The sequence below is a fragment of the Streptomyces sp. NPDC015220 genome (assembly GCF_043079345.1).
Taxonomy (GTDB): domain Bacteria; phylum Actinomycetota; class Actinomycetes; order Streptomycetales; family Streptomycetaceae; genus Streptomyces.
The window spans coordinates 162,710-179,818 of sequence record NZ_JBIBUK010000002.1 but is presented as its reverse complement, the minus strand read 5'-3'; the positions used below and the strand labels follow the sequence as shown (position 1 = coordinate 179,818).

Annotated in this window: 11 protein-coding genes; 5 read left to right on the top strand and 6 right to left on the bottom strand. The window is 72.5% G+C overall.

Annotated elements, in window-relative coordinates; translation table 11 throughout:
* Positions 1-159: 159 nt before the first annotated feature.
* The 4 genes from ACF061_RS05675 to ACF061_RS05660 all read right to left on the bottom strand — a co-directional run bounded on the left by ACF061_RS05675 (position 160) and on the right by ACF061_RS05660 (position 6,926).
* Positions 160-3,978 carry a multifunctional oxoglutarate decarboxylase/oxoglutarate dehydrogenase thiamine pyrophosphate-binding subunit/dihydrolipoyllysine-residue succinyltransferase subunit gene (locus ACF061_RS05675; protein ID WP_392265545.1) on the bottom strand — a complete coding sequence of 1,273 codons (3,819 nt, stop codon included), beginning with the start codon at positions 3,976-3,978 and terminating at the stop codon, positions 160-162.
* A 280-nt stretch (positions 3,979-4,258) separates the two neighbouring features.
* Positions 4,259-5,392, bottom strand: a complete 1,134-nt coding sequence (locus ACF061_RS05670; protein WP_392265544.1) for an ATP-binding protein — start codon at positions 5,390-5,392, stop codon at positions 4,259-4,261.
* A complete protein-coding gene (locus tag ACF061_RS05665) occupies positions 5,389-6,126 on the bottom strand; it encodes a response regulator transcription factor (RefSeq protein WP_392265543.1) in 738 nt (245 codons plus the stop codon). Before ACF061_RS05665 ends, ACF061_RS05670 begins: the two co-directional genes overlap by 4 nt.
* A gap of 122 nt (positions 6,127-6,248) precedes the next feature.
* Complete coding sequence (locus ACF061_RS05660) at positions 6,249-6,926, bottom strand: spermidine synthase (RefSeq protein ID WP_392265542.1); 678 nt, start codon at positions 6,924-6,926, stop codon at positions 6,249-6,251.
* A 207-nt stretch (positions 6,927-7,133) separates the two neighbouring features.
* Between ACF061_RS05660 and ACF061_RS05655 the strand changes: the two genes are divergently transcribed.
* Complete coding sequence (locus tag ACF061_RS05655) at positions 7,134-8,003, top strand: rhomboid-like protein (RefSeq protein WP_392265541.1); 870 nt, start codon at positions 7,134-7,136, stop codon at positions 8,001-8,003.
* An 89-nt stretch (positions 8,004-8,092) separates the two neighbouring features.
* Positions 8,093-10,516, top strand: a complete 2,424-nt coding sequence (gene lon, locus ACF061_RS05650) for an endopeptidase La (protein ID WP_392265540.1) — start codon at positions 8,093-8,095, stop codon at positions 10,514-10,516.
* A 206-nt stretch (positions 10,517-10,722) separates the two neighbouring features.
* On the opposite strand, the gene ACF061_RS05645 is transcribed toward lon, so the two are convergent.
* Positions 10,723-11,541 (bottom strand): lysozyme, encoded by an 819-nt coding sequence (locus ACF061_RS05645; RefSeq protein ID WP_392265539.1) that lies wholly within the window; start codon positions 11,539-11,541, stop codon positions 10,723-10,725.
* A 282-nt stretch (positions 11,542-11,823) separates the two neighbouring features.
* Between ACF061_RS05645 and ACF061_RS05640 the strand changes: the two genes are divergently transcribed.
* A complete protein-coding gene (locus ACF061_RS05640) occupies positions 11,824-12,315 on the top strand; it encodes a MarR family winged helix-turn-helix transcriptional regulator (protein WP_392265538.1) in 492 nt (163 codons plus the stop codon).
* Positions 12,316-12,332: 17 nt separating this feature from the next.
* Here ACF061_RS05640 and ACF061_RS05635 read toward each other — a convergent pair whose 3' ends face one another.
* Entirely contained in the window at positions 12,333-13,121 is a 789-nt protein-coding gene (locus ACF061_RS05635) for a hypothetical protein (protein WP_392265537.1), read from the bottom strand.
* A gap of 414 nt (positions 13,122-13,535) precedes the next feature.
* Between ACF061_RS05635 and ACF061_RS05630 the strand changes: the two genes are divergently transcribed.
* Positions 13,536-16,604, top strand: coding sequence for a nitrate- and nitrite sensing domain-containing protein (locus ACF061_RS05630; protein ID WP_392265536.1), 3,069 nt, complete (start codon positions 13,536-13,538; stop codon positions 16,602-16,604).
* Positions 16,601-17,104 (top strand): roadblock/LC7 domain-containing protein, encoded by a 504-nt coding sequence (locus ACF061_RS05625; RefSeq protein ID WP_392265535.1) that lies wholly within the window; start codon positions 16,601-16,603, stop codon positions 17,102-17,104. The genes ACF061_RS05630 and ACF061_RS05625 overlap by 4 nt, the downstream gene beginning before the upstream one ends.
* The last annotated feature ends 5 nt before the right edge of the window (positions 17,105-17,109 follow it).

Here is a 17,109-nt window from a genome sequence, read left to right as displayed (position 1 = left end):
AAGGATAAGTGCGCGAAAACGGCCGGGCCGCACCCCCGGTTCGGGGGTGCGGCCCGGCCGCTGCGGCCCTGCGGACGGTACGGGCGGCCCGCGGGTGGCGCCGGCGTCCCTGGGGAGCGCCGGCGGCTCGCGACGGACGCGCGACGGCCCGCGGAGCGGTTACGCCTCGAACACCTCGCGCACCAGCTGCTCCTGCTCCGCCTGGTGCCGCTTGGCGGAACCCACGGCCGGGGAGGAGCTGTGCGGGCGGGAGATGCGGCGCAGCCGCTCGTTGTGCGGCACGTCCGCGCCGACCGCCAGGTCCAGGTGGTCGATCAGGTTGAGCGCGATGAACGGCCAGGCGCCCTGGTTCGCCGGCTCCTCCTGGGCCCACAGGTACTTCTCGGCGTTCGGGTACTTCTTGATCTCCGCCTGGAGCTCGGCGCCCGGCAGCGGGTACAGCCGCTCGACACGGATGATCGCCGTGTCGGTCGCGCCGCGCTTCTTCCGCTCGGCGTCGAGGTCGTAGTAGACCTTGCCGGAGCAGAAGACGACCTTGCGCACCGCGCTCGCCTCGACCGAGGCGTCGCCGATGACCGGGCGGAACTGGCCGGTCGTGAACTCCTCCGTCTTCGAGGCGGCGGCCTTCAGGCGCAGCATCGACTTCGGGGTGAAGACCACCAGCGGCTTGTGGTGCGGGTTGTGCACCTGCCACCGCAGGAGGTGGAAGTAGTTCGACGGCAGGGTCGGCATCGCGACCGTCATGTTGTTCTGCGCGCAGAGCTGGAGGAAGCGCTCGATGCGGGCCGAGGAGTGGTCCGGGCCCTGGCCCTCGTAGCCGTGCGGCAGCAGCAGCGTGACGCCGGAGGTCTGGCCCCACTTCTGCTCGGCGGCCGAGATGTACTCGTCGATGACCGACTGGGCGCCGTTGGCGAAGTCGCCGAACTGGGCCTCCCACATCACCAGCGCGTCCGGGCGGGTGAGCGAGTAGCCGTACTCGAAGCCCATGACCGCGTACTCGGAGAGCAGCGAGTCGTAGACGTTGTAGCGGGCCTGCTCGTCGGACAGGTACAGCAGCGGCGTGTAGTCCTCGCCGGTCTCGCGGTCGATCAGCACCGCGTGGCGCTGGCCGAAGGTGCCGCGGCGGGAGTCCTGGCCGGACAGCCGGACCGGGACGCCCTCCAGGAGCAGCGAGCCGACGGCGAGGGTCTCGCCCATGCCCCAGTCGATCGTGCCGTCCTCGACCATCGTCGCCCGGCGCTGCAGCTGCGGCAGCAGACGCGGGTGGACGGTGAAGTGCTCGGGGATGTTGACCTGGGACTCGGCGATCCGCTTGACGACCTCGGCGGAGATCGCCGTGCTGACCTCGACCGGGAAGCCCGCCTGCGGGTCCGGGGACACCGGGGCGGCCGGCTGCGAGGTGGCCTCGCGGACCTCCGTGAAGACCTTCTCCAGCTGGCCCTGGTAGTCCTGCAGGGCCTGCTCGGCCTCTTCCAGGGTGATGTCGCCCCGGCCGATCAGCGACTCGGTGTAGAGCTTGCGCACCGAGCGCTTCTTGTCGATCAGGTCGTACATCAGCGGCTGGGTGAAGGCCGGGTTGTCCGACTCGTTGTGACCGCGGCGGCGGTAGCAGATGAGGTCGATCACCACGTCCTTGTTGAACGCCTGGCGGAACTCGAAGGCGAGCCGCGCCACGCGGACCACGGCCTCCGGGTCGTCGCCGTTCACGTGGAAGATCGGGGCCTCGATCATGCGGGCCACGTCCGTGGCGTACATGGAGGAGCGCGAGGACTCCGGGGCGGCGGTGAAGCCGACCTGGTTGTTGATGACGATGTGGACCGTGCCGCCGGTGCGGTAGCCGCGCAGCTGCGACATGTTCAGGGTCTCGGCCACCACGCCCTGGCCCGCGAAGGCCGCGTCGCCGTGGATCGCCACCGGCAGGACGGTGAAGTCCGTGCCGCCCTTGTTGATGACGTCCTGCTTGGCGCGGGCGATGCCCTCGATGACCGGGTCGACCGTCTCCAGGTGGGAGGGGTTGGCGGCCAGCGAGACCTTGATCTGCTCGCCGTCCAGGCCGGTGAAGGTGCCCTCGGCGCCCAGGTGGTACTTCACGTCGCCGGAGCCGTGCATCGACTTCGGGTCGAGGTTGCCCTCGAACTCGCGGAAGATCTGCGCGTAGGACTTGCCGACGATGTTCGCCAGCACGTTGAGGCGGCCGCGGTGGGCCATGCCGATGACGACCTCGTCCAGGCGGGACTCGGCCGCGGAGTCGATGACCGCGTCCAGCAGCGGGATGACGGACTCGCCGCCCTCCAGGGAGAACCGCTTCTGGCCGACGTACTTCGTCTGCAGGAAGGTCTCGAAGGCCTCCGCGGCGTTCAGCCGGCGCAGGACGCGGAGCTGCTCCTCGCGCTCCGGCTTGGAGTGCGGGCGCTCCACGCGGTCCTGGATCCACTTGCGCTGCTTGGGGTCCTGGATGTGCATGAACTCGATGCCGACCGTGCGGCAGTACGAGTCGCGCAGCACGCCGAGGATGTCGCGCAGCTTCATCATCGCCTTGCCGGCGAAGCCGCCGACGGCGAACTCGCGCTCCAGGTCCCACAGGGTGAGGCCGTGCTCGGTGATGTCGAGGTCGGGGTGCTTGCGCTGCTGGTACTCCAGCGGGTCGGTGTCGGCCATGACGTGGCCGCGGACCCGGTAGGAGTGGATCAGCTCGAAGACGCGGGCGGCCTTGGTGACGTCGTCGTCGTGGCTGGCGTCGATGTCCTTGAGCCAGCGGACCGGCTCGTAGGGGATGCGCAGCGACTCGAAGATCTCGTCGTAGAAGCCGTTCTCGCCGAGCAGCAGGTTGGCGACCTGGCGCAGGAACTCGCCGGAGGCGGCGCCCTGGATCACCCGGTGGTCGTAGGTCGACGTGAGCGTCATGACCTTCGAGATGCCGAGCTTGTTCAGGGTGTCCTGGGAGGTGCCCTGGAACTCCGCCGGGTAGTCCATGGAGCCGACGCCCATGATCACCGACTGGCCGGGCATCAGGCGCGGCACCGAGTGGACCGTGCCGAGGCCGCCGGGGTTGGTGAGGGAGACGGTGACGCCGGTGAAGTCGTCCATCGTCAGCTTGCCGTCGCGGGCGCGGCGGACGATGTCCTCGTAGGCCTGCCAGAACTCGAAGAAGTTCAGGGTCTCGGCCTTCTTGATGGCCGCGACGACGAGCTGGCGGTCGCCGTTGGGCTTGACCAGGTCGATGGCCAGGCCGAGGTTGACGTGGGCCGGCTTGACCAGGGTCGGCTTGCCGTCCTTCTCGCCGAACGACCAGTTCATCGACGGCATGGCCTTGATGGCCTGGACCATGGCGTAGCCGATGAGGTGGGTGAAGGAGATCTTCCCGCCGCGGGCCCGCTTGAGGTGGTTGTTGATGACGATGCGGTTGTCGAACAGCAGCTTCACCGGGACGGCGCGCACGGACGTGGCCGTGGGCAGTTCCAGGGAGGCGTTCATGTTCTTGGCGACCGCGGCGGACGGGCCGCGCAGCGTCACGAACTCGGGACCCTCGGGAGCCGCGGCGGCGGGCTCGGCCTTGGCCGCGGCGGCCGGCTTCGCGGGCGCGGGAGCCTTGGCGGCGGGCTTCGCCGGGGCGGGCGCCGGGGCGGCGGCCGGCGCCGGGGCGGCCGGAGCGGGAGCGGCGGCGGCCGGCTTCGCGGCGGCGGGCGCGGCCGGGGCCTGCGCGGGCTGGGCCGGTGCCGCCTGGGGCGCCGTAGTGGTCCCCGCGGCCCCCGTGGCCGCACCGCCCGACGGAGCCGAGGAGGCAGCCGCGGCGGCCCCCGGCTTGTAGTCGGCGAAGAAGTCCCACCAGGCGCGGTCTACCGAATTCGGGTCCTGGAGGTACTGCTGATAGATCTCGTCGACGAGCCACTCGTTGGCACCGAAGGCGGCGGCGGGGTTCTTCCCGTCCTGGCCGGCCTCGGTGGAGATGCTCGAGTTACTGGGGGACTGTGGCGACACGGCGGCAACCGCCCTCTTCCGCTTCACAAGGTTATGGACAGCGGGAATAAAGGCTACGCCTCCAACACCGTGAAGGTCAGGTCGAGCCCGTTCATCGTCGCGTAAGTCACATCTAAAGCTGTGTTTCGGGGCTTGAAATGGCGGGAAACAAGCGTGGTTCGCCAGTGAAAGGGAAGGGTGGACCCGGGCCCGACCCGGAGTGGGTGCGGGCCCCGCCTGCTCACACGTGTCCGGCTGCGCGGACGCTCGTGGATCTTGTGGTTCCGGGTCGAACTTTACGTCAACTTGGTACTGAGGGGAGCCCGGGAAGAGTGATGAGGATCCGGCAGCCCCGATCGGATTCGGCCACACCGATCCGGCCGCCGTGCAGATCCACCGCCCAGCGCGCGATCGCCAGGCCGAGCCCGGTGCCGCCGTCGCTGCCCGGGCCGTGCGGCCGGCTCACCGCGCCCCGGTTGAAGCGCTCGAAGACGCGGTGCCACTCGGACCGCGGGATGCCCGGTCCCTCGTCCAGGACCTCCAGCTCCAGCGACTCCGGCTGCGGCCCGCGCCGCGCCTTCACGGTCACCCGGCCGTGCGGCGGGCTGTGCTTCACCGCGTTGTCGATCAGGTTGGCGACCACCTGGTGGATCCGCTCGGGGTCCGCGTGCGCGGTCAGCTCGGGCGGGGAGACGTCGAGGTGCAGATGGACGTCCGTACGGGTGTGGCTGCCGGAGCCGGAGGCCATCCCCGCGCGCGCGGAGGCGACCATGTTGGCCTCCTTCAGCACGCCCGACAGGTACGGCCACACCTCGAACCGCCGCAGCTTCAGCGGGACCACGCCGTTGTCCAGGCGGGAGAGGTCCAGCAGTGTCTCCACCAGCCGGCCCAGCCGCTCGGTCTGCTTCAGGGCCGTGCGCATGGTCTCGGGATCGGCCTCGGTGACCCCGTCCACGATGTTCTCCAGCACCGCGCGCAGCCCCGCGATCGGGGTGCGCAGCTCGTGCGAGACGTTCGCCACCAGTTCCTTGCGCTGACGGTCCTGGGCCGCCAGCTCGTCCGCCATGCGGTTGATCGTCTGGGCCAGGTCGCCCAGCTCGTCCCGGCGGTTCTCGCGCACCCGGCGGGTGTAGTCGCCGTGCGAGATGGAGCGGGCCACCGCGTTCATCTCGTCCAGCGGCGCGGTGAGCGAATGGGCCACGAACTGCGTGATGAGCAGGGTGGCGATCATCGAGAAGACCATGATGAAGCGCAGCTCGGTCTTGGTGTGCACCGCGATCATCGACAGACCCGTGGTGATCAGCACCGATATGACGACCAGCGCGCCCAGCTTGGTCTTGACCGAGAACGGGCGCACACCGCCCCAGGGCTCCCGCCGGCTCCCCCGTGGGGCGTGCACCCGGTCCCGCCGTGCGGCCGGCCGCCCCGCGCTCATGGGGTCGGCGTCTCCAGCGCGTAACCCACGCCGTGCACCGTGCGGATCCGCTCCGCGCCGATCTTCCGGCGCAGCGCCTTGATGTGGCTGTCGACGGTCCGGGTGCCGGAGGCGTCCGCCCAGTCCCACACCTCCGCGAGGAGCTGCTCACGGGAGAGCACCGCGCGCGGGGTGTTCGCCAGGCAGACCAGGAGGTCGAACTCCGTCGGCGTCAGATGGACGTCCTCGCTGCGCACCCGCACCCTGCGCTGTGCGTGGTCGATCTCCAGTTCGCCCAGGCGCAGGATCCCGCTGCGCGGCGTCGCGGCGGCCAGCGCGGCCCGCTCCATGCGGCGCAGCAGCACGTGCACCCGCGCCGCCAGCTCACGCATCGAGAACGGCTTGGTCATGTAGTCGTCCGCGCCGACCCCGAGCCCGACCAGCATGTCGGTCTCGTCGTCCCGCGCGGTCAGCATCAGCACCGGCACGGGCCGTTGGGCCTGCACCCGGCGGCAGACCTCCAGGCCGTCGAAGCCCGGCAGCATGATGTCGAGGATCAGCAGGTCGGGCTGCCAGGCCTCGGCGGTGTCCACCGCGGCCGGACCGTCGCCCGCCGTTTGCACCAGGAACCCCTCGGCGCGCAGGCGGGTGGCGATGGCGTCCATGATGGTCTGGTCGTCCTCGACCACCAGGACCCGGCGCTGTGCGCCGGGACCGGCCGTCGTGCCGTTGTGGGAGGTGTGTGTCTGCTCCATCGCCCGCCCCTGAGGTGTGCTTCCGGAATCAGTGGGGTGATTCCTCGACTGCGCATGGTTGCGATTGACGCTTGAATGATCGGCGTCAGGCAAGCAGGGTACGGGGAGTCACCGCGGCTTTGCTATCCAGGTCGGACGGCGAGGTGCACCGCGTCGGGAACGCCCCGGGCAACGGGGACCTCTTCGGTGCGCACCTGTTGGAATCCGACATTCCGCAAGGTTCCTTCAAATTCCGGAGACGGCTTCGCCGACCATACGGCGAGCACGCCGCCGGGCTTCAACGCCCTTGCGCAGCTTGCCAGTCCGGGGGGCGCGTAGAGGTCCTGGTTGCCGTCCGTGACCGTCCAGTCCGGCCCGTTGTCGATGTCGAGACACAGTGCGTCGTAAGTGGCGGATGTCTCATTGACGTGGTCGGTCAGGTCCGCTTCGACGATGTCGGTGCGCGGGTCGGCGAGGGCCTGCGCGGTCAGTGCGGCGAGTGGGCCGGCCCGGTGCCAGCCGATGATCGCGGGCTCCCGCTCGACCACCGTGATCCGGCCCCAGCGCGGGTCCGCCGCCGCGTGCGCGAGGGAGAAGCCGACGCCCAGGCCGCCGATCAGCACGTGCGGCGCCCGGCGGCCGTCCAGCGCGGCGAGGGCGGCGTCCACCAGCAGCCGCTCGGAGCGGCCGTCGGAGGTGTCCATCAGGAAGCAGCCGTTGGCGACGATCTGCAGCAGCGCACCGTGCCGGCGCAGCACGACCTCGCCGTACGGTCCCTCGCGACGGTCCAGCACCACAGGAGTCTCGTACGAGGCGGTCATGGGGTCATCCTGCCCCAACGGGCACGGACCACCACCTGAATTACGGGTGACGCCAGGTGAGTTCCCGGCCGCGGGGACGCAGTTCGGCGGTGGACCGGACGTGGTGGGAACTTAATAGGTTGCTATGAATGGACGCCTGACCGGCGCCGGTCGTGGACATGGGCGGCCCCGGCGCGAAGGGTGGGGTCCGACGGAAGGAGCCCCGCCGTGGAACGGACCGCGACGGACGACGCCGCGGCCTCGTCCCGCCTGGACGGTGTGCCGCGGCAGCGGCCGGTCCCGCCGCCCGCTGGCCGCGCCGTGCCCGGCGCCTCGACGTGCGAGGCCGCCGATGCCGCGACGTGCGGCCTCGCGGCTTCCGGCGCCGCGGTCGGCGCGACCGGCGCCGCGCGGCCGGGCCGCCCGCTCCCCTGGCGCCTGCTGCCCACACCCGCCGCGACCCCGTTCACCCTGGCCTACGCGGCGGTGCTCGCCGTCACCTCGCTCGTCGCCCGGTACGCCGCGCCCTCGGTGGTGGACGCGCTGCACCGCGGCTCCAGCACGGACGTCGCCCACCTGGTGAGAGCCCCCCTGCTCGTCCTGCCGGCCAGCGCGCTGTGGATCGCGGGCGGGCTCGTGACGCCGTACTCCCTGTGCTTCCTGCTGGTGCTCACCGCGCTGGAACGCCGGATAGGCGGCCTGCGCACGGCCGGCGTCTTCCTGTACGGGCACGTGCTGGCCACGCTCGCCACCGAGGTCCCGGTCGGGCTCGCGGTGGCGGCGGGGGCGCTGCCCGGCAGCTCGCTGCACCGCCTCGACTACGGCATCAGCTTCGGGGTCGCCGCCAGTCTGGGCGCCCTGGCCGGCCTGCTGCGCCCCTGGCTGCGCTGGCCCGTGCTGGTGCTGTTCGCCGGCGTGACGCTGGCGGACCTGCTCACCTTCGCCGACCCGCTGGCGAGCTCGGGGCACCTCGTCTCCGTGGGGCTGGGAGTGGCGAGCTGGCCGGTGGTGCGCCGTTGGCACCGCGCCCTCGGCCGAAGCCCCGCCGACGGCCGCCGAACGCCCCTCGCCTCCCGCTTCCGCTGCGTTGAGCGCTGATCGCTCACGGCGAACACGCGCCGGGGAACAATCAAGGTCGCCCAGACATTGAGTCGGCATAGCTCAACTTGACTGCCGAAGGGGAGATCATGGCTGCTGAGTCCACGGCGTTCACACCGATCGTCCTGCCTGTGCTGCCGCTCGACGACGAGGTCGTGCTGCCCGGCATGGTGGTTCCGCTGGACCTGAACGACTCCGAGGTGCGGGCCGCGGTGGAGGCCGCCCAGGCCGCGGCCCGCGACGAGCCCGGCAAGCCCAGGGTGCTGCTGGTGCCCCGGGTCGAGGGCACGTACGCGAAGACCGGTGTGCTGGGCACGGTCGAGCAGGTCGGCCGGCTGGCCGACGGCGACCCGGGCGCGCTCATCCGCGGCCGGGGCCGGGTGCGGATCGGCGCCGGGACCACCGGGCCGGGGGCGGCGCTGTGGGTCGAGGGCACGCGGATCGACGAGAGCGTGCCGGAGCCGCTGCCCGGCCAGGTCGCCGAACTGGTGAAGGAGTACAAGGCCCTCGCCACCGCCTGGCTGCGCAAGCGCGGCGCCTGGCAGGTCGTGGACCGGGTCCAGGCCATCGACGACGTCTCCGCGCTCGCCGACAACTCCGGGTACTCGCCGTTCCTCACCACCGAACAGAAGGTCGAGCTGCTGGAGACCGCCGACCCGGTCACCCGGTTGAAGCTCGCCACCCAGCAGCTCCGCGACCACCTCGCCGAGCAGGACGTCGCCGAGACCATCGCCAAGGACGTCCAGGAGGGCGTCGACAAGCAGCAGCGCGAGTTCCTGCTGCGCCGCCAGCTCGAAGCCGTCCGCAAGGAGCTGCGCGAGCTGAACGGCGAGACGGAGGGCGAGGAGTCCGACGACTACCGGGCCCGCGTCGAGGCCGCCGACCTGCCCGAGAAGGTCCGCGAGGCCGCGCTCAAGGAGGTCGACAAGCTGGAGCGCGCCTCCGACGCCTCGCCCGAGGGCTCCTGGATCCGCACCTGGCTCGACACGGTCCTCGACATGCCGTGGAACGAGCGGACCGAGGACGCGTACGACATCCAGGGCGCCAGGGCGGTCCTGGACGCCGAGCACGCCGGCCTGCGGGACGTGAAGGAGCGCATCACCGAGTACCTGGCGGTGCGCAAGCGCCGCAGCGACCGCGGCCTGGGCGTGATCGGCGGCCGGCGCGGCGGCGCGGTGCTCGCCCTCGTCGGACCGCCCGGCGTCGGCAAGACCTCGCTGGGCGAGTCCGTCGCCCACGCCATGGGCCGTGAGTTCGTCCGCGTCGCCCTCGGCGGCGTCCGCGACGAGGCCGAGGTGCGCGGCCACCGGCGTACGTACGTCGGCGCGCTGCCGGGCCGGATCGTGCGCGCGATCAAGGAGGCCGGGTCGATGAACCCGGTGGTCCTGCTGGACGAGATCGACAAGGTCGGCTCCGACTTCCGCGGCGACCCGGCCGCGGCCCTGCTCGAAGTGCTGGACCCGGCGCAGAACCACACCTTCCGGGACCACTACCTGGAGGTCGAGCTCGACCTGTCCGACGTGGTCTTCCTGGCCACCGCCAACGTCCTGGAGGCCATCCCGGAGGCGCTGGCGGACCGTATGGAGATCGTCCGCCTGGACGGCTACACCGAGGACGAGAAGGTCGTCATCGCCCGCGACCACCTGCTCCCGCGCCAGCTCGAGCGGGCCGGTCTGCGCGAGGACGAGGTGACGCTCGACGAGGGCGCGCTGCGCAAGCTGGCCGGCGAGTACACCCGTGAGGCCGGGGTGCGCACCCTGGAGCGGTCCGTCGCGCGACTGCTGCGCAAGGTCGCGGCCCAGCACGAACTGGGTGAGCGGGAACTGCCGTTCACCGTCACCGACGGCGATCTGCGCGACCTGCTCGGGCGGCCGCACCACGTGCCCGAGTCCGCCCAGGACCCGGCCGAGCGCCGCACCTCCGTCCCCGGTGTGGCGACGGGACTCGCGGTGACCGGCGCCGGCGGCGACGTCCTCTTCGTCGAGGCGTCCCTGGCGGACCCGGAGACGGGCGCGGCGGGCCTGACGCTGACCGGCCAGCTCGGCGACGTGATGAAGGAGTCGGCGCAGATCGCGCTGAGCTTCCTGCGCAGCCACGGTGCCGAACTGGAGCTACCGGTGGGCGACCTGAAGGACCGGGGCGTGCACATCCACTTCCCGGCGGGGGCGGTCCCCAAGGACGGCCCGAGCGCGGGCATCACGATGACCACCGCGCTCGCCTCGCTCCTGTCCGGCCGCCTGGTCCGCACGGACGTGGCGATGACCGGCGAGGTCTCGCTGACCGGCCGGGTGCTGCCCATCGGCGGCGTCAAGCAGAAGCTGCTCGCCGCCCACCGCGCCGGGGTGACCACCGTGATCATCCCCAAGCGCAACGAGCCCGACCTGGACGACGTCCCGGCGGAGGTTCTGGACAAGCTCGACGTCCACGCCGTCACCGATGTCCGCCAGGTGCTGGAACTGGCCCTCGCGCCGGCGACCAGCGGCGCGGAGTCGGAGGTCGCGGCCGCGGCGTGAGGAACGGCGCGCGGCGCAGGGCTCCGGCGGCGGAGTGACGGACGCCGCCGGACGGGAAAGGGCCCGGGTCCCGTGAGGGAGGCCCGGGCCTTCACCGTCTCGCGGACCGGCCGGCCGCCGGCCAGTGCGCGCACCGGTCCGGCGCCCGTCGCCGTGCTCGTCCGGGGGCGACCCCCGGGCCCCCGGACGAGGCCGGTCGGCTCCGGTCAGCCGTTGGCGAGCGCCTGCACCCGGTCCAGCGCCCCGTTGAACTTGTCGTGGTCGCCCACGGTCGGGCCGGAGGAGGTGTACTGCCACATCGTGTAGTAGCCCCAGCCCGCCGGCAGCGTCCCCACGGTCGAGGCGTAGCGGGCGATCCACAGCGGGTTGTTCGCGGCGAAGCCGCCGTAGTTGCCGGTGCACTGCGTCCACCAGCTGGTGGCCGTGTAGATGACGGCGTCACGGCCGGTGCGGGCCTTGTAGGTGTTGAGGAAGTCGGCGATCCAGCTGACCATCGCGCTCGCGGACTTGCCGTAGCAGGCGGCGCCGTAGGGGTTCCACTCGATGTCGAGGGCGCCCGGCAGGGTCTTGCCGTCGCGGGACCAGCCGCCGCCGTGGTCCACGAAGTAGTTGGCCTGGGTGGCTCCGCTGGTGGTGTCCGGGGTCGCGAAGTGGTAGGAGCCGCGGATCATTCCGACGTTGTAGGAGCCGTTGTACTGCTGGGCGAAGTAGGGGTTCGTGTAGTACGTGCCCTCGGTCGCCTTGGTGTAGGCCCACCGCACGCCGCTGCTCCACAGGGTGGACCAGGCGACGTTGCCCTGGTAGCCGGAGACGTCGACGCCTTCGGTCTGGGCGGCCTTGTCGGACGCGGGCGTGCCGCTCTGGCCGTCGTGCGCCACGACGCCCATTCCCATGTACGCGGAGCCGCGGGGCGGGGCGGTGGTGGCGGAGGAGGGGGCGGTGAGGAAGAAGGAGAATGCCGCGAGCAGGACTCCCGCGGCGGTCAGCCGCCGGGCGCGGGCCGTTCCGGATCTGTGCACGGGCATGTCGTGCCTCCGAAAGTTCGGTGGTGCTCGGTGGGGGGAAACGCCGGCACGGCCCACGGTCGCACGGGGGGAGAGCGGATCGGGGGAGACCCGCCGTGGAGCAGTACTGGCGTGGGCATGCCATTTACTTGTCCGGTGACGAAGCTACGCACGTAGACCGGGGCTGGGAAGGGGGACCGGTTGCCGCCGTTGGTCTATGCCTGCGAAATACTGACGGAGCTGCGGCGATGGCGGCGACTGGCGGAAACTTTCAGGACCGGGAAACTTCAGGCAGGGGCTGACGTGCACGAAGACGCGAACAGCGAGGGGATCGAGGGTGAACCGGGCCCTTCCCCCAGTGGTGTGGACCGCGAGTTCCTGTCCCTGGAGCGGGAACTGACGCTGCTGCTGCGGCGAGCGCGGGCCAGCCAGGGGGAGATGGCCCGCGAGGTCCACCCGGAGCTGGAGTCCTCGGCGTACGGACTGCTGGCCCGGCTGGACGAGTGCGGGGGCCAGCGCGCCACGGCGCTCGCCGCGTACATCGGCGTCGGCAAGGCCACGATGTCCCGTCAGCTGCGCGCCCTGGAGGACCTGGGACTCGTCGCCCGGGAACCGGACCCCGCGGACGGCCGGGCCTGGCTGGTGGCCCTCACCGCCGACGGCCGCCGCCGGGTCGGCCAGGTGCGCGAGGCCCGCCGCGCCCGCTACGTCCGTCAGCTCGCCCACTGGGACCGCCGCGAGGTCGCCGAACTGGCACGGCTGCTGCACGAGCTGAACGGCGTCATGGACAAGTAGCCGGCCTGCTCCGGCCCTCACAGCTCCACGAGGACCACCGTCGCGTCGTCGTGCGTCTTGCCCCGGCCGAGACGTGCCCGCTCCTCCCGGTCGGCCCGCTCCAGCGTCCGTACGCGGTCCACCAGACCCCGCGCCCCCTCCTCGCGGACCAGGCCGAGACACTGCGCCCAGTCGCCCTCGTGGAACGTCTCCACCCAGCGCGCCGCCCCGTCGGTCAGCGCGGCCACGGCCCGGAGCCCCTCGCGCGGCAGCGAGCCGGTGACCGCCCGGTCCGCCACCGAGGGGTCCGCCGCCGCGGTGAAGAAGCCGCCCTCCTTGTTGCGCAGGGTGGTGTCGACGAGCTCGTCGGTGGCGAGCGCGGCCCGGGGCAGCCGGGCCAGCCGGTCGTCCAGGACGGGGGCGGTTGAGCCGTCCGCGGACTCCAGCAGGAGCACCGAGTCGGACAGGACCAGGTACTCGACCGTGTCGGCGGACCAGCGCGCCATGACCACGGTTGCCTGAGGCGTGCGTGAGTGAGAAAGGTCACACGTGATCGCGTGTGCCTCCGCGGTGCGCGCGATCGCGCCCGAAAGGATCTCCGGCAGCGTCAGATCAGGGCGCGAAAGGGTCAGTTCGGTCAGCGCGCCGCCGAGCCGGGCGGTGAACCAGGGGACGGAATGCAGACACCCGCTCCCCGTCCTCGGCGGGGTCACCCCGTCCAGGGCGACGAGACAGCCGCCCTGTCCCGAGGCGGGCAGCCCGACGGCGGCGAAGTCCTCGTTGGGCCGGTCCGGACGGCCGGGCTCCGAAACAACCTCAGTACGCATCCGGCCAGTCTGCACCAGGCCTTCACATGGCCTGCCAAAGACCGCCAACCGCCTTGGAATTGCCGCAGCGGTGCAGGTCAGCCGCCTGGTTTGGGAGCAAATGGCGGCCTCCGGGAAAGCGTGGCGGCGAATCCTGTCAAAGCCTGCCGCAGACGTCCAACCGGCCCGCCGGACGGCGCCCGGGCACAGGCCGGAGGAACTTGCCCGCCAACTCCCCTCCGATGTTCACTCCTTCGGGTGGCCGGTCGGACGATGCGGGCCCACTGCCCACCGGCACTGGGAGGGTCGGAAACCGATGCAGGTCCCCCGCTCGCCCGCCAGCGCGGGCCGGGGGAGGGTGCACGCCCCCGTCGCGACACCTGACGGAGCGCCACCCGGGCCCAGGAGTACACGAGTACAGGAATGCGAGCACCGGTGCAGAAGAAGCGGCCTCGGCGCACAGGCAAGCAGGCGGCAACCGCGGGCGGCCCGGCACGGACACCCGGCACACCCCCAGCGGCTCCCGGCACACCCCCCGTGGCCCCCGGCACGTCGCCCGTGACTCCCGCCGTCCCCGCCGTCCCCGTCGGCAAGGGCCGTCCGACCCATGTGCGCAACCGCCTCATCGCCGCGGTCGCAGTGGTGGCCGCGGCCGTCGCCGCGGCCGGCGCCCCCTCCGTGATCGCCGCCTCCGGCCGGCTGAGCGACTCGCAGGACCTGGTGACGCTCGCCGGCCAGACCCAGGACGCCCTCGCCCTCGCCCACTCGCTCGCCGACGAGCGCGACGAGGTCACCTCCTACATCGCCGCCGGCCGGCCCAAGTCCAAGGCGCCCTCGCAGCAGCGCAGCACCCGCGTCGACCGCCAGGTCGACGAACTGCGCGCCGACCCCGACACACCCGCCGGGCTGCGCACCGACCTGGACGGCATCGCCGCCGTGCGCCGGTCGGCGCTCACCGGGCGGAGCAGCGCCCTGCAGGCCCACCAGGCGTACTCCGCCACCATCGCCGACCTGCACAAGCTCGCCGAACGGCTGGCCGAGCGGATGCCCTCGCGCGCGGGCTCCGGGGCGCACGCCCTGGCCGAACTGGACACCGCCGTCCAGCAGGCCGCGGCCGCCCGCGGACTGCTGCTGGCGGCCCTCAACGTGCCGTACTCCACGCAGAGCGTCATCAGCCCGGTCACCGGACTGCCCACACAGTCGAACACCTCCTCGGAGGCCGACGGCAAGCGGCGCGACGCCCTCAGCGCCGCCGCCCAGCAGGCCCGGGTCCGCTCCGACGCGGCCCTCGCCGAGTTCCGCGACACCGCGCCGGAGGCCGCCCGTGCCTCCTACGACTCCACGGTCACCGGCCCCGAGGCGAACTCGGCGGAGAGCTACCTGAAGAAGCTCACCACCCGGCCGACCCTCTCCGACGACGACCTGAACACCAGCGTCAAGAAGGCGGACGCCGCACTGAGCGCCCGCGTCGACCTGATGCGCGGCGCGGAGTCCTCCCTCTACGACCACCGCACCAAGGACCTCGCGGCACTGCGCGACGACGACGTCACCGCGCTGGAGATCCGCGTCGCCCTCCTCGGCGCCCTGCTGCTGGTCACCATCGGCATCGCCACCGCTTTGGCCCGCACCCTCACCCGCCCGCTCTCCGTGCTCCGCCGGGGCTCGGCACGCCTGGCGGACGCGCAGGACGCCACCGCGGAGGAACCGGTCACCTTCACCGGCCGCAACGACGAGTTCGCCCAGGTCGTCCGGTCCGTCAACACCCTGCACACCCGGGCCGCCGCCCTCGCCGAGCGGATCGCCACCCTGGAGACCGACCGCAAGCACCTGATCGGCCAGCGGCAGAAGATGGCCGACGCCCGCGAGGAGCTGCGCACCGAGGTCGCCGAGGCCACCGCCCAGCTGGAGCGGCTGCGCACCGGCATCGGCACCACCTTCGTCAACCTCGCGCTGCGCACCCTGGGCCTGGTCGAGCGGCAGCTCGCCGTCATCGAGGGCCTGGAGGAGCGCGAGCAGGACCCCGAACGGCTCGCCACCCTCTTCAAGCTCGACCACTTCGCCACGGTCATGCGCCGGCACAGCGAGAACCTCCTGGTGCTGGCCGGCACCGAGCACGTCCAGCAGCACGCCGGGCCGGTCCCGCTGGTCGACGTGGTCCGGGCGGCGGTCAGCGAGATCGAGCGCTACGAGCGGGTGCGCATCGCCGCGCTGCCGCCGCACGCGCACGTGGCCGGGTTCGCCGCCGACGACCTCTCCCACCTGCTGGCCGAGCTCATGGAGAACGCCACCTCGTCCTCCCCGCCCGACCAGCCGGTCGAGGTCTCCGGCTGGCTCCTGGAGAACGGCGAGATCATGCTCTCCGTCCAGGACGAGGGCATCGGCATGGCCGAGGACCGGATGGCCCGCCTCAACGCCCGCCTCGCCGACCTCGGCCCGGAGGGCGCCTACGACCAGGAGGGCGAGGACGGACTGGGCCTCGGCCTGTACGTGGTGGCCCGTCTCGCCCACCGGCACGGCGCCCGCGTGCAACTGCGCAAGCAGAAGCAGGGCGGCATCGCGGCGGTCGTGGTCGTGCCCCAGCCGCTCCTGGCCTCCGCCCCCGACGGCGCGGTCCCGGCCTCCGACCCGGCCCACGGCGGCACCGGCACCTTCACCCTCCCCGGAGCGGACGCCGAGGCCAACTCCAACGTCCTGCACGCCCGCGCCAAGGACGGCGACCCGCTGGTGAACCTGGCGGAGCAGGCCGTACGGCGGTCTAAGGCGGCGGAACGGGGCGCGACGGCGCAGGAGAGCCGGGCCGCGACGGAGCCCGAAGCGGCCGAGGAGACCACGAGGGGGGAGCGGATGGCCGGGCACCCGGCGCCGCCGGAGTCCCCCGCCGAGACCACGATGGAGCTCCTGCTGCCGTCGCCCGCGGCCGAGCGGGACGCGACGGGGCCCGACCCCGAGGAGCAGCGGGACCGGCCGCGGACCGGCCCGGCGGACCGACCCGTTCCGGCGCAGGCGCCCTACGCGTCCGGGCGCGCCCCGGAGCGTACCCACCACGGGACCGGGAGCGCCGCCCCAGCCCGGGCGGACTCCGCGCCCGGCACCACCCCCGCACAGGCACGACCCGCGGCCGCCGACGGCGAGCGCGTCCCCCAGGGACCGCCCGCCTCCGACCGGGAAAGCGGTGCGGGGAAGAACAGGCCACCGGCCGACGGCGGGGCCGAGACCGACGCGCACGAGCGCGCGTCGGAGGACCGGCTCACCGCCAAGGGCCTCCCCAAGCGCACCCCCAGGATCACCACCCCCAGCCAGGCCCCGCGCCAGCGCACCGGCTCCGTGGACGCCGATGCCCTGCGCCGACGCCTGGGCGGATTCCGCCAGGGAGCGCAGGCCGGTCACCGCGACGTCCAGGCGGAGATCGCCGAGCGGACCGGCCAGAACCAGCGGCCGGCGCCGCCCGCCCGCTCCCACGCCGAGGAATCCACGGGGGGCACCGTCGAGGAGGCAAGCAGTTGACCGCTCCCAGTACCTTCGGACTGAGCCGTGAGGCACGCAACCTGCACTGGCTGCTGACCAACCTCGTCGAGGAGGTGCCCGGCATCGAGTCCGTCGCCGTGGTCTCCTCCGACGGCCTCCTGCTCCTCTCCTCCGACCAGGACCGCAACGACGCCGCCCGCCGGTCTCCCGTCGCGGCCCGGAGCGGCCCGCGCGGCTCCGCCGCCGACCTCGCCACCGTCGTCTCCGGCATCGGCAGCCTCACGGTCGGCGCGGCCAGGCTGATGGAGTCCGGAGCCGTCAAGCACACGATGGTCGCGATGGACGAGGGCAGCCTGTTCGTGATGTCCATCAGCGACGGCTCGCTGCTCGGCGTGCACGGCTCCGCGGAGTGCGACATGAGCGTGGTGGCGTACCACATGGCGCTCTTCGTCGGCCGCGCCGGACACGTCCTGACGCCCGAACTCCGCAGCGAGCTGCGGAAGTCCCTGGAGACCGAGTCGGCGGGGAGCGCCCGATGAGCCGT

Coding starts and splice junctions, on each gene's coding strand:
- ACF061_RS05670 (WP_392265544.1), bottom strand. CDS start 5,392: ATGAGCGCGGGGCGGCCGGCCGCACGGCGGGACCGGGTGCACGCCCCA.
- ACF061_RS05665 (WP_392265543.1), bottom strand. CDS start 6,126: ATGGAGCAGACACACACCTCCCACAACGGCACGACGGCCGGTCCCGGC.
- ACF061_RS05660 (WP_392265542.1), bottom strand. CDS start 6,926: ATGACCGCCTCGTACGAGACTCCTGTGGTGCTGGACCGTCGCGAGGGA.
- lon (WP_392265540.1), top strand. CDS start 8,093: ATGGCTGCTGAGTCCACGGCGTTCACACCGATCGTCCTGCCTGTGCTG.
- ACF061_RS05645 (WP_392265539.1), bottom strand. CDS start 11,541: ATGCCCGTGCACAGATCCGGAACGGCCCGCGCCCGGCGGCTGACCGCC.
- ACF061_RS05635 (WP_392265537.1), bottom strand. CDS start 13,121: ATGCGTACTGAGGTTGTTTCGGAGCCCGGCCGTCCGGACCGGCCCAAC.